Source organism: Halobacterium litoreum (genome assembly GCF_021233415.1).
Lineage (GTDB): Archaea > Halobacteriota > Halobacteria > Halobacteriales > Halobacteriaceae > Halobacterium > Halobacterium litoreum.
Genome location: NZ_CP089466.1, coordinates 1,038,091 through 1,050,379 on the forward strand (window position 1 = coordinate 1,038,091; position 12,289 = coordinate 1,050,379).

Genomic DNA, 12,289 nt, shown 5'->3' on the forward strand with positions numbered 1-12,289 from the left:
ATGGTCGCGTGCTCGCAGAAGAAGGTTCGGCCGTCAGTACGAGCGCTCTTTGGGCTCGTAGGTCTGCTCGTCGCCCTCGAGGATGGCCGGCCGGTACCAGAGTTCCGGCTCGCCGTCGTTCCACGAGACCATCGTGTGCTTGAGCCACTCGTCGTCCTTGCGCTCCTGGTGTTCCTTCCGCCAGTGCGCGCCGCGGAACTCGTCGCGGGCGAGCGCGCCCATCGTGATGGCTTCCGCCACGTCGAGGAGGTTCCGCGTCTCGATGGTGTGCTGGAGGTCGGTGTTGAACGTCCGGGACTTGTCCGCGACGTACACGTCCTGGTAGCGCTCGCGAGCGCGCTGGATGTCGCGGAGCGCCTGCTTCAGGCCCTCTTCTTCGCGGAACACGTTGACGTTCGCGGTCATCGACTCCTGGAGGTCAGAGCGCACGTCGGCGTGGTTCACGCCGTCCTCGCGCTCCAGTAGGGTGTCGATGCGTTCGCGCTCGGCCTCCGCGGTGGCTTCGACGACGGCGTCCGGCGAGCGGTCGTCGGCGTCGACGGCTTCGCCGCCGTCAGCCGCCGGCTCGACCGCGTCCGCGTCGCCGTCGGGCGCGCCGACCGGCACGCCGAGTTCCTCGCGCTCGGCGTCGTCGTACGGCCCCGTCTCGATTTTCGGCTCCGGCATGTCCGCGCCCGCCGCGTGACGGCCGGCGCGAGCGCCGAACACGATGAGCTCCGGCAGCGCGTTCCCGCCGAGGCGGTTCGCGCCGTGGAGGCTCACACACGCGCACTCGCCGGCCGCGTACAGGCCGTCGATGCACGTCTCGCCGTGCTCGTTGACCTCGATGCCGCCCATCGCGTAGTGCTGGCCGGGCTTGACCGGCATCGGCTCCTCGAGGCCGTTGACGCCCTCGAAGTCCTCCGCGAGGTGGAGGATGTTCTCGAGTCGGTCGGTGATGCGTTCCTCGCCCAGGTGACGCATGTCGAGGTAGACGTACTCGTCCTCGACGCCGCGGCCCTCGTTGACCTCCGTGAGTTCGGCGCGCGCCACCACGTCGCGGGACGCGAGTTCGCCGTCGTTCGTCGCGTACCCGTACTCGAACATGAAGCGCTCGCCCTCGGAGTTGTAGAGGATGCCGCCCTCGCCGCGCACGCCCTCGCTGATGAGGACGCCGGTCGAGGGGAGCGTCGTCGGGTGGAACTGAATCATCTCCATGTCCTCCATCGGCACGCCCGCGCGGTACGCGATGGCGACGCCGTCCCCGGTGTTCGCGACGGCGTTGGTCGTGTGGTCGAACGCCTGGCCGAGCCCGCCGGTCGCGAGCACCACGCCCTCGCGAGCGCGGAAGCCCGCGATTTCGCCGGTCTGGACGTCCCACGCGACGACTCCGTGGCAGTCGCGCTCGTTCGGGTCGTCCTCGTCGGTGACGGCGACCTGGCTCACGTACCACTCGTCGTACACCTCGATGCCTCGTTTCACCACCTGCTCGTACAGCGTGTGGAGCATGTGGTGGCCGGTCTCGGCGCCCGCGTACGTCGTCCGCGGGAAACTCAGGCCGCCGAACGGCCGCTGGCTCACGCGCCCGTCGTCCTCGCGGGAGAACGGCATCCCCCAGTGTTCGAGTTGGATGACTTCCTCGGGAGCCGTCTGTGCGAACGTGTCGACGGCGGGCGCGTCGCTCAGGTAGTCCGCGCCCTTCATCGTGTCGTACGCGTGGTCCTCCCACGAGTCTCCGTCGCGGAGCGCGGCGTTGATACCGCCCTCCGCCGCGCCCGTGTGCGAGCGCACCGGATGGAGTTTCGTGACGATTGCTACGTCTGCGCCTTCCTCGTGGGCGGCGATGGCCGCGCGGAGCCCCGCGCCGCCGCCGCCGACTACGATGACGTCGTGCTCGTACATGTTACCAGAATTTGAGGTTCTGCTTGACTGCCTCTCGCTTGAGTTCTTGGATGTGCTCGGTCAGCGGGATGTCCTTCGGACAGACGTTCGTACACGAGAACTGCGTCTGACAGCGCCAGACGCCGTGTTCCTGCTCGATGATTTCGAGGCGCTCCTGGCGCTTTTGCTCGCCCTCGCGTTCGTCCATGTAGAACCGGTAGGCCTTGTTGATGGCCGCCGGGCCGAGGTACTTGTTGTCGCCCGCGGCGATGTTACACGAGGACATGCAGGCGCCACACCAGATACAGCGCGTCGAGAGCTTGATCTTCTCGCGGTTCTCGCGGCTCTGGCGCTGCTCTTCGAGTTCCCCCTCCGGCAGGTCGTCCGGGTCGAAGAAGGGCTGGGCCGTCTCCATCTGGTCGTAGAAGTGGTCCATCTCCACCACGAGGTCTTTGACGACGTCCTGGTGGGGGAGCGGTTCGACGCGCACCGGCGTGTCCAACTCCGAAATCTGGGTCTGACAGCCGAGGCGCTGCTGGCCGTTCACGAAGAACGCGTCGGAGCCACACACCGCCTGCCGGCAGGAGTGCCGGAACGTCAGACTGGAGTCGTACTCGTCGCGCGCGAAGATGAGCGCGTCGAGGACGGTCATCCCCTGTTCCTTGGGGACGGTAAAGGAGTCGAAGCGCGGCTCCTCTTTCCCCTCGATTTCGGGGTCGTAGCGGAAGACCTTGAGTTCGAGCGTCTCGCCGTCGAACTTCGTCGCGTCGGCTGCCTCCTCGGCGGCCTCGCGCTCGGCGCGCTCTCGTTTCTCCGCCAGCCGCCGCTCCTGGTGGGGGCTGGACGCGGGCTGTTCGGTCTCGGACTCCGTCTCGGTCTCGGTTTCGGGTGTCTGCGTACTCATGTTAGAACCCCGCGAGCGCGTTGGCGACGCGGACGCCCTGCACGACGAGCAGGATGCTGGCGACGCCGAGCACTATCTGTGCGGCGCGCTTGGCTTTGCCGTCGATGCCCTGGTTCACGAGCGCGTTGTAGACGCCGTTGACGCCGTGGAACGTCGCCGTCACGAGGAACAGAATCATCGTGACGTAGTAGCCGAGGTCCTGCATGCGGGCCTGGCTACCGAGGAACTCGATCTCGTAGGCGTGGTGAACGAAGTGCAACAGGAAGAAGTGGAACGCCAGCACGACGACGAGGAACGCCGCCGTGACGCGCTGGAGCAGCCACGTGGTCGAACCCGAACTGAACGAGGAGTAGCGTTCTGCCATCTTAGAATGCCCCCGTGAGGAACGTCGGCACGCTCGCGACGACGATGACGCCGGTCAACACGAGCGACGCGTAGAAACTCTTGTCCTGCGATTCCAGGCCGACGCCGAGGTCGACGAACAGCAAGCGGATGCCGTTGAGGATGTGGAAGACGGCGACCGCGAGCAGTCCGACCTCGAGCAGGCGGACGAGCGCGAGGCTCTCCAACCCGCTCAGCGTCTGGTTGTACGTCTCCGGCCCTTGGAGCGACGTGCTCAGGACGGAGATGTGGGTGAACAGGTAGCCGATGAGAACCCACCCCGTGAACTTGTGAAACACCCAGGCCCACATGCCGGCCGAGAACTCCCGCCACCGGCCGAAGTCCTCGACGAGGCCTCGGTCGTACGACTCACTCATACCATTCGGAAGGTGAGGCCCCTCTGCACATAGAAGTTACTACACGCGGGCCCCCTGCTGGTGGCGTCGTCGGGCGACACAATCGGCGTTCTCGACTGTCGATTCGGGAACGTGTTCGGGCAGCGCGCCGCGGGGTCGCGGCGGCGTCACGTCGGTCGCTCGGGCATCGTGTCCGTGCGGTCGCGTTCGTACGCTCGCTGGGTGCGTTCGTCCAACTCGACGAGGTGACAGAGCGGGTTCCCGGGGTAGACGACCGGATTCTCGAGCGCGCCGACGAGCAGGCCGGTAAAGGGCGCGGTGACACGAACCACGTCGGTCTTGAACGGGTTCGAGATGGTACAGATGGTGTCGCCCTCGCGGACGAGTTCGCCGCGCTCGTAGTGCATGTCCACGAGGCCGCCGGCGTCCGCGCGCAGCCACGTCTTCTGGTCGGACGTGACGATAGTGCGCCACCCCGGCCAGTTCACGGGCTCGCTCGGGTAGAGTTCGTACTCCGCGAGCACGCTCGCGACGCCGTCGAGCGCGCGGTCGATGAGCGGCCGCTGGAACCGGTGGGCTTCCCCCATCTCGACGGTGACGGTGGGGACGCCCGCTTCGGTGGCTTCCCGGCGGAGCGTCCCGCTGGAGCCGTCGCTGTCGATGATGACGTTCGTGCCGAACGACCGCGCGAGGCGCGCCGCCGCGTCGTCGCTCATGTCCGCTCGCGCGTGAAGCATGTTGGTGCGGCCGCGCGTCGACGTGTGGAAGTCGACGCCGTAGTCGCAGGGTTCGACGAAGTTCCGGAATATCTGGTCGGCCATCCGCTTCGCGCTCGTCGACCCCTCCTTTCCGGGGAACGAGCGGTTGAGGTCGCGGTCGTAGACGGGGAGGTAGCGCTGTTGGGCCATGAACCCGGGGACGTTCACGACGGGCATGCAGACGAGCGTCCCGTGGAGGTTGGTGTGCGCCCACTCGTGGGCGACCTCGCGGACGACGGCGATGCCGTTCAGTTCGTCGCCGTGAATCGCCGCCGTGAGGAACACCGTGGGCCCGGGGTGTTCGCCGTTGACGATGGACACCGGGACGCGCACCGGGTCGCCGAGGTACGTCTCGCTGATGCTGTACCGGATGTCCGCTCGCTCTCCGGGGTCCACCCGGCCGCCGTTGTACGTGAACGCCCCGTCGGTCATGCCACCGGCTTCGCGGCGAACACGTAAAAAGGCGCGAGTCCCCTCGTACTGGGACGCACCGGCACCGTTTTGCTCGTTCCGCGTGTCAATCCCGACAATGGACGACTCGGTCTCGGTGGGCGTACTCAGCCTACACAACAGCAAGGAGACGAAGGCGATCGTGAACGCGGTCGAGGCGCTCGGCCACCGCGGCGTGTGGCTCCGCGAGAACAACCTCTGTGTCGACATCGAGGACGGCGTCGCGCGCATGGAGCCCGACGTCGACGTGGTGGCGAATCGCCTCCTGCTCTCGAACACGGAACAGCCCTGCGAACTGCTCGGTCTCGCGCTCTCGCTGAGCCGGCTGCGCCCGACGCTGAACCGCCCGGAGAACGTGCTGACGGCGTTCCACAAGTTCGCGACCGCGACGTCGCTCGCCGAGAGCGAAGTGAGTCTACCGGACGCGACGCTCGCGCTGGACTCCGACCGCCTGAACGACGAGAAGGCGAAGTACGGCGACGAGGTCGTCTACAAGACCGCCATCGGCACGCACGGCGGCGGGACGTGGAAGATTGCCGCCGACGAGCAGGTCAACCCCCGGGTCGGCGACCGGTACGCGTTCCTGCAGGAACTCGTCGAGCGCGACGGCGACCGGCACCGCGACCTGCGCGTCTACATCGTGGACGGCGACATCGTCGGGACGATGCGGCGGTACGCGCCCGAGAACGACTGGCGGACGAACGTCGCGCTCGGCGGCGACGTGGAGGGCGTCGACGACCTGCCCGAGGACGCCGCGGACATGGCGCTCGCGGCCGCCGACCGCATCGGCCTCGACTACGCGGGCGTCGACCTCGTGGAGGGCCACGACGGCTGGCACCTCCTCGAAGTCAACCCCACCGCGGGGTTCAAGGGCCTGTTCGAGGCGACGGGCGTGAGTCCCGCGCCGTACATCGCGAAACTCGCCGTGGAGACGGCTGGCGGCGAGGTCGACGACGACGAGGTCGAACGCCTCGCGCAGACGCTGGACGACTCGCGGCCCGCGGACGTCGAGGCGAACCCGACGCCGGACCGAGAGGAGGCGAACGTCATCGGGTACACCGAGGACGTGCTCGTCTCCGGGACGAGCGGCACCGAGCGCATCGTCGCGAAGTCCGACACGGGAGCGTCCCGCACGAGCATCGACACCCGGCTCGCGGCGAAAATCGGCGCCGGCCCCATCAAGTCGATGACGAAGGTGAAATCGGGGAGCGTGAAGTCTGGGAAGGCCCGCCCGGTCGTGGACATCGTCGTCGGCGTCGCGGGCGACCGCCACACCGTCGCCGCCTCGCTGGAGGACCGCGGTCACATGGACTACCCGCTGTTGCTCGGCCGCGACATCCTCCAGCACTACCAGGTCGACGTGCGCCGGCGCACGGGCGAGGAGTCCAGCAGCGACGAGGAGTAGTCGGTAGGCTCGCCGAACGCCCGCCCGGAGTCGGGTCGCACACTCGCCTTACTCCGAGTAAGCAGAAAGCCTCCATCAGCCGTCCGCTCTGCGTTCTCGCGCCGCCAGTTCATAACAAAAACGCCGCAGTGCCAACTCCGCACACCGCCGCGAGGCGGGCTGAAACTATGACTGCGGACGACCTCGGAGAGACGACGGCGAACCGACAGACGACGGCGGGCGGCTCGGAGACGACAGCGGGCGGCCCCGTGATGACGCGACGGCGAGCGCTCGCACTCGGCGGCGCCGGCGTCGGCGCGCTCGCGCTCGGCGGCGCGCCGTTCGTCACCGCGCAGTCGGCAGACGGGAAGGCGGCGCGAACTTACCGCGTGACCGTGACGAACCTGACGCGTGGCCAGCCGTTCACGCCGCCGGCCGTCGCGCTCCACCGGCCGGACGTGGAGGTGTTCTCGGTCGGCGACCCCGCGAACGAACCCACGAGGGAACTCGCGGAGAACGGCAACCTCGACCCGCTCGTTTCGCTCATCGAGGACACGAACAGCATTCGCGCGGCGGGCGTCGGGGACGCGGCGCTCGTCCCCGAAAGCGACCCGGGCGACACCGGGAACCCGTACTACGCGGAACTCGAACTGTCCGCGGACGCGAGCGCGACCCACCTCACGTTCGCGAGCATGCTCGTCGCGACGAACGACGGCATCGTCGGCCTCGACACCGTGGCGCTCCCGGAGGCCGTCAACGAGTCCGAGACGCACTACGCGAACGGCTACGACGTGGGAACCGAGCAGAACACGGAACTGTTCGCTGACCTCGTGCCGCCCGCGAAGACGCTGATTCTCGGCGGCGAACCCGAGGGGACCGGCGAGAGCGACGAGGACATCGCGGAGGACGGCGTGATTCGTCCACACCCGGGGATTCAGGGCGTCGGGAACCTCCCGCCGGAGGTGTACGACTGGCGCGAACCCGCGGCCGTCGTGCAGGTCGAACGGCTCGACGGTGACTGACCGCGCGGAACCCGCGCCCGGTCCGCGCCGTCACCCCTCGTACGCCCGCCACACGTACAGCGACGCGTACGACCGGTAGGGCGCCCACCGTCCCGCAATCTCGCGCATCTCGCCGCGTGTCGTGTCGTCGCCGAACAGTTGCTCCATCCCGCGCCGGATGCCGAGGTCGCCGACCGGGAACACGTCCTCGCGCCCGAGCGCGAACATGAGGAACGTGTCCCGAATTTGTGAAAACTATTTTCAAAGTGGGTTGCGAAGACAGAGGTATGCCACACGTTGGCGTCAGCGTGAACGAGGCGACGAAGGAGGACTGGGAGGAGTACGTCGAGGAAACTGATTATGGAAGCATCAGCGAGTTAGTTCGATCATCAGTACGGAAGGAGATTGCAAGGGAGAGTGACGGCGACGGGGTTCCCCGCGAAGTTGAAGCGGAGTTAACTGAGGTTGCAGAGACACAGGCCACACTCCGCGAACAGATGGCCGACCTACTGGAAGGCTTCGAGGACGTCGAGGCGGCGACGGCGACTCAGTACCCGTCGGAGATCGTGGAACTTGGCCACGACATTGCGGGCGAACTTGAGGAAGTTCACGCCGACCGATTCGCGGAGTGGGAGAGTGAGACGCAGAGCGAGCTGTGGGACGTCGCGCAGGAACAGTCGGGGAACGTGAGTGTTGGGGAAGTGAAGGACGCGCTGGAGTATTTGGAGGAGAACCTGTCCTATGTTCGGACGAAGCCACGGGGGCCGAGTGAGTATTTCCGCGTGAGGGGACAGCCAGCAAACGTGCGGAATCGGGAACGAGGTGACGAGTGAGATGTTCGAGGAGTTCGAGGAGTTCGTTGTTGACCTGGAACTGAATCAGGAGGCCTCGGAGAATACCGTGAGTATCCGCGAGCGCCATCTTTCGGAGTTCTCGGAGTTCGTGGACGTTGACGACGTCGAGGACGTGAGTCGCCGCGACATTTCCCGTTACGTCGATTGGTTGGTTGACGAGGGATATGCACCGAACACCATTGAATCGCGGTATGGCTCCGTCTCGGCGGCATACAATCATCTGTTTGTGGAGGACTTGGTTGACAACAATCCGATTAAGCGGATGAAGCGGAAGGCGATTCGGAAGAAGGCACAGAAGGCGAAGACGGAGGCGGAGAAGAAAGCGGAGGACGATGCGAAGGACTACCTCACGAAGGCTGAGGTCTACGAGTTGGCCGAGAGTGTTCCTGAACCGACCGATAGGAACGAACTGCTCGTGAAACTGCTATTCTGGACGGGGGCGCGAGTGAGTGAAGTCGTCCGAATTGACATAGGGCGGGATGGTTCTGTTGACGGCGAGGGAAGCGACATTGACGTCCAGAAACCCTGTATCAAGGTGTACGCGCCGAAGACGGACGAATCACGGTCTGTTTCCTATCCACGGGGGGAGATTAACCCACTTCTCCGTGACTGGGTTCGGAACGGACGGCTCCGCTACAAGTACGCCAACGAGTCGCGCAGGCTGTTCCTCGGACGGAAGAAGCCCCTGACGGAGAGTGGTGTTGCGAGAGTCGTGAAGAAGGCGGCGGAGAACGCGGGAATACAAGAGGTTGATCATGTGTCGAAAGACGGGCGTAAGTACCACCGCGTCACCCCCCACTTGCTTAGGCATAGCCACGCGATGTACCAGCACAACGAGCGCGGTGTTTCCTTCGATGAATTGAAGGCTCATCTCGGCCACTCGTCGGTTGATACCACGGAGAAGTTCTACGCGGAGGGTACGGAGGAAATGGTCGTCAATACGTTTGGTTCCGAGTAGTATAACTGGCGCGCATACTGCCCTTTCTCAGAATCGGTGTGAGTGGTCTTTGAGCGGCTTCAGATTCTTCCGAGAGGAAATCATCCTATCGACGCAAGAAATCGCTCTGACGGACACACAGGAGGATGCGGTTCCAGAGACACCCCTCAGACCTTCGACGTCGTGACGGCCACGGCCCGCCGTGACTGTTCCGCCGCCGAGGACGTCCACGAGGAGGCGAGCAGACTGCGAACCTCGACGTAGCCAGCCAGCCAAGCGACGGCGGCGGACGTGCGCCAGCGCGGGCCGGGGTTCCATAAATTCGTTCACTACACCGTGGGTACGTTGCTGTGGTACACTACACCGTCGTTGTGCTATTGCTGTGTATACCATCCCTCGTCGTAATTTAGCGCGAGCGCCGAGGCACGCGTGTACGCACGTCATCTGGACTAGTTATTAAGAACCATTAAGGATTCGGTGTGGTGTGTTGGTTCCCACCCCGTGGTCCAACTGCGGAGGGGGCGGAGACGATACGGCACCGATTCGGTGCGGGGATGCTTACTGCCCCCTGTTATGCCGTGGTAATTTGGTGGGAAATCTGTCTCCCCCGATGCCCTCCCATGCGGTTGTCGTTCGTCGTTCCGTTGCTATCTTTGACACCCCAGTTTACTGGAATACTTCAGGTCATTATGCCCGTTGTGGCACCACAAGGATTAGGCAGAACGCATTACAAATAGAACGTATGAATGAGGACTCATTTAATACAGACAGGCCCATCAAAGAGTTGGGAGTGCGTCATGTTGAGGGGTACTTTAACCTCAACTCAGGGCGATTAGAAGAGGTCTTGATTGAGGTTGCGGATACCAACCCCACGGAGAAAGTCTGGTGGTCCGTTAGTTATGCTGTGGATTTAGGGGAGGCTAAGGTGGGCCAGTTTCCCGAGATTAGAGATCCCTCAAAGTTGGCTGAGGTATTGACACGGTCTGATTTGGCGGTGAGAAAGATCGACACGATAGATACCGTTGTTCCGTGGCATGAAGAGTTCAGAGAGCAGTATCGAGGAATGGACCTTGATGATATAGAAGAGCAATTACCCAAATTTACAAAATTAGAGGAGGAGTCAGACTAACTGATTCATAGGTAGATTATCGATTTCGTTGCAAAGTCTGTATCTGAGAGTGCTGAAAACTCAATCAGCATAATGTGGTTCAGGCGGTGGGTTAGTCCTCGTAGGCCTTCCAAAGATAGAGAGATGCATAGGATCGAAACGGCTTCCAGCGGGTTGCCGCGTCTCGCATTTCTCCCCTCGTCATCTCTTCTTCAAAGAGAGTCTCCATTCCCTTTCGAATGCCGAGGTCCTCGACGGGGAAGACGTCAGGCCGACCCAACCCAAACATCAGTTGCATACGAGCCGTCCAAGGGCCGACGCCTTTGATATTGGTGAGTTCCGTGACGACGTCGTCGTTGCTCATTTCTTCAAAGTAGGCATGGGAGTATTCGTTTTCCATGAATGCAGTAGCGATGTTTTGGATGTAGTCGGCTTTCGCTTGTGAGAGACCTACATTGAGCAGGGCTTCGGTATTGGTACGCTCGATGGATCTGGGGGTGACGTCAATAGTGTCGAAAAGGCGTTCGCGTATTGCGGCAGCTGATTGCATAGATACCTGCTGGCGAATAATTGAGATGACGAACCGTTGAAAGAGATTGTCAACAGGTTCGAGAGTAACTGGCCCATGTTCGTTGACGACCGTGCTGAGGACTCTGTCGTCGCGGAGATATTCGACGGCTTGCTCGCTCATTCACACCAAGGGAAGGAACAGACGTTGATGTAGTTATGCCTCTTCTCGTTAATCGCTGTGTTGGCCTTCGGCTCTGGGGTACTGAGAGATTATCAACAATTCCGACAAAGCAAATGCGATTAACATCATGATTAGCGTTGCTACAGGCCGATTGAGTTCCCATCCTAACCAAGGAATGGCAATGAAAATAGCAGTAAATGCCACGACGTAATTTATCTCAGGGTCCGAGATTTGTTGGAAGGCAATAGTCATGAGGACGATCACACCTAACCCAGTGAAAGCCAATCCCCCTTGACCCACTCCTATGAGTGCCTGTCTCAAGGAGTCCTCCGACAGAATATTATTCTCCTTGGTGAGAAAAATCATAATTTCCATCCCTGCTCGGCCAAAGAGGTAGAGAGAAGCTCCTGCCATGGCGAAACCGATCCCGAAGAAAGGCATTAGTGTCGGCTGTTTCTGTAGCTCGACACTCTTCACCAGTTTCGAGAAAACTTGCATTACAACAGCCCATGCTGGCAGGAAGAGCGCAATAAGCTGAATCAGTGGAACCACCACGTCGACGGACACCATGACGTGATGGCTATCAAGTAGTGTGTTAGACTTTTCCCTGATTGAGGAAGAATTGAAATCTATTGAAACCCAATTAATTACATGAGGAACATCTCGGCCGTCCAGTCGCCGACGCCCGTGATGGCGGTGAGTTCGTCGCGGACCTCGTCGTTCGCGAGGCCGGCGAAGTGCGAGTGGTCGTAGCCGTGGTCGTGGAACGCCTCGGCGACGTTCCGCACGTAGTCGGTCTTCTGAGTGGAGAGTCCCGCGTCCCGGAGCGTCTCGGGGTCGGCGCTCGCGACGCCCGCGGGCGTCACCTCGACGGCGTCGAACAGGCGCTCGCGGATGGCGGCCGCGGCGTCCATCGACACCTGCTGGCGGACGATGGAGACGACGAGGCGCTCGAACGGGTCGTCTGCGGGGTCGAGTTCGAGTTCGCCGTGCTCGGCGACGAGCGGCGCGAGGTCCGGGTCGTCGCGGAGCGCGTCGTGTGGGTCGGCCATACCGGGGGCAGGGACTCGGACGGCCTACGTGTTGCGCTCGCGGCGCGCCCCGAGCAGGAAGCCGGCGAGCGCGCCGACGCCGCCGTGGACCGCGGGCGAGATGGCGTTCACCGAGAGCGCGACGAACAGTTCCGGGTCCGCGACTTCGAGGAAGGGAACGCCCTGACTAATCGGCGACAGAACGGGATAACTGAGTGCGACGGCGGCGCCGGTCCCGGCGGCTACCGCGGTCGCGAGACGAATCGGGCGGTCGACCGGGGCGTCGAATCGCATCGCTCCGTAGACGGCGGCGCCGGGGACGATGGCGAGCAGGAGCGTCGTGAGTACGAGCGACTGGAGGGCGACTTCGACGACGTTGTCGAACGGGGTGGCGTTCGCGCCGTCCACCACGAACAGTTGTACGACCGTCTGCGTGAGTCCGACGCCGAGACCGAGGAGGGCCGCGAGCGGGGTGTCGTCCATACGACCGGACTTGTCTGGCGTCCGAAAAGTACCTTGCGTGTCGAACGCCGCGAACGACACCGTCCGTCGGCGACTCGTTTCCACGCGTGTA

At 63.3% G+C, this 12,289-nt stretch carries 13 protein-coding genes and 2 pseudogenes; 5 read left to right on the plus strand and 10 right to left on the minus strand.

Going from position 1 to position 12,289, the window contains the following annotated elements; genetic code table 11:
* Nucleotides 1-33: 33 nt before the first annotated feature.
* From LT972_RS05755 to LT972_RS05775, 5 genes are all read right to left on the minus strand, one after another.
* On the minus strand, nucleotides 34-1,881 hold the full coding sequence (locus LT972_RS05755; protein WP_232572243.1) for an FAD-binding protein: 1,848 nt from the start codon (nucleotides 1,879-1,881) through the stop codon (nucleotides 34-36).
* Nucleotide 1,882: 1 nt separating this feature from the next.
* A complete protein-coding gene (locus LT972_RS05760; protein WP_232572244.1) occupies nucleotides 1,883-2,764 on the minus strand; it encodes a succinate dehydrogenase/fumarate reductase iron-sulfur subunit in 882 nt (293 codons plus the stop codon).
* A gap of 1 nt (nucleotide 2,765) precedes the next feature.
* Nucleotides 2,766-3,128: a succinate dehydrogenase hydrophobic membrane anchor subunit gene (locus tag LT972_RS05765; protein WP_232572245.1), complete on the minus strand. Its 363-nt coding sequence runs from the start codon at nucleotides 3,126-3,128 to the stop codon at nucleotides 2,766-2,768.
* Nucleotide 3,129: 1 nt separating this feature from the next.
* The gene (gene sdhC, locus LT972_RS05770; protein WP_232572246.1) at nucleotides 3,130-3,522 is read right to left on the minus strand and encodes a succinate dehydrogenase, cytochrome b556 subunit; all 393 of its coding nucleotides are present in this window, start codon (nucleotides 3,520-3,522) and stop codon (nucleotides 3,130-3,132) included.
* A gap of 146 nt (nucleotides 3,523-3,668) precedes the next feature.
* Complete coding sequence (locus LT972_RS05775) at nucleotides 3,669-4,691, minus strand: succinylglutamate desuccinylase/aspartoacylase family protein (RefSeq protein ID WP_232572247.1); 1,023 nt, start codon at nucleotides 4,689-4,691, stop codon at nucleotides 3,669-3,671.
* Between the two features lie 88 nt (nucleotides 4,692-4,779).
* On the opposite strand from LT972_RS05775, the gene LT972_RS05780 reads away from it, so the two are divergent.
* Both LT972_RS05780 and LT972_RS05785 read left to right on the plus strand, forming a co-directional pair.
* Nucleotides 4,780-6,114, plus strand: coding sequence for an ATP-grasp domain-containing protein (locus tag LT972_RS05780; RefSeq protein ID WP_452176540.1), 1,335 nt, complete (start codon nucleotides 4,780-4,782; stop codon nucleotides 6,112-6,114).
* A 167-nt stretch (nucleotides 6,115-6,281) separates the two neighbouring features.
* The gene (locus LT972_RS05785; protein WP_232572249.1) at nucleotides 6,282-7,115 is read left to right on the plus strand and encodes a spondin domain-containing protein; all 834 of its coding nucleotides are present in this window, start codon (nucleotides 6,282-6,284) and stop codon (nucleotides 7,113-7,115) included.
* A gap of 30 nt (nucleotides 7,116-7,145) precedes the next feature.
* Here the strand turns inward: LT972_RS05785 and LT972_RS05790 are convergent.
* Nucleotides 7,146-7,328, minus strand: a pseudogene (locus LT972_RS05790) (DNA-3-methyladenine glycosylase family protein); the annotation flags it as partial.
* A gap of 53 nt (nucleotides 7,329-7,381) precedes the next feature.
* Between LT972_RS05790 and LT972_RS05795 the strand changes: the two are divergent.
* The 3 genes from LT972_RS05795 (at nucleotide 7,382) to LT972_RS05805 (ending at nucleotide 10,014) form a co-directional block, all read left to right on the plus strand.
* Entirely contained in the window at nucleotides 7,382-7,927 is a 546-nt protein-coding gene (locus LT972_RS05795; protein WP_232572250.1) for a ribbon-helix-helix domain-containing protein, read from the plus strand.
* A gap of 1 nt (nucleotide 7,928) precedes the next feature.
* Nucleotides 7,929-8,906 (plus strand): tyrosine-type recombinase/integrase, encoded by a 978-nt coding sequence (locus LT972_RS05800; protein ID WP_232572251.1) that lies wholly within the window; start codon nucleotides 7,929-7,931, stop codon nucleotides 8,904-8,906.
* Between the two features lie 721 nt (nucleotides 8,907-9,627).
* A complete protein-coding gene (locus LT972_RS05805; RefSeq protein ID WP_232572252.1) occupies nucleotides 9,628-10,014 on the plus strand; it encodes a hypothetical protein in 387 nt (128 codons plus the stop codon).
* Nucleotides 10,015-10,105: 91 nt separating this feature from the next.
* Here the strand turns inward: LT972_RS05805 and LT972_RS05810 are convergent, their stop codons facing one another.
* The 4 genes and pseudogenes from LT972_RS05810 to LT972_RS05825 form a co-directional block, all read right to left on the minus strand.
* Entirely contained in the window at nucleotides 10,106-10,684 is a 579-nt protein-coding gene (locus LT972_RS05810) for a DNA-3-methyladenine glycosylase family protein (RefSeq protein ID WP_232572253.1), read from the minus strand.
* A 48-nt stretch (nucleotides 10,685-10,732) separates the two neighbouring features.
* Nucleotides 10,733-11,254: a hypothetical protein gene (locus LT972_RS05815; protein WP_232572254.1), complete on the minus strand. Its 522-nt coding sequence runs from the start codon at nucleotides 11,252-11,254 to the stop codon at nucleotides 10,733-10,735.
* A gap of 80 nt (nucleotides 11,255-11,334) precedes the next feature.
* Nucleotides 11,335-11,736: pseudogene (locus LT972_RS05820) on the minus strand (DNA-3-methyladenine glycosylase family protein); the annotation flags it as partial.
* Between the two features lie 24 nt (nucleotides 11,737-11,760).
* Entirely contained in the window at nucleotides 11,761-12,198 is a 438-nt protein-coding gene (locus tag LT972_RS05825; protein ID WP_232572256.1) for a hypothetical protein, read from the minus strand.
* Nucleotides 12,199-12,289: the final 91 nt, after the last annotated feature.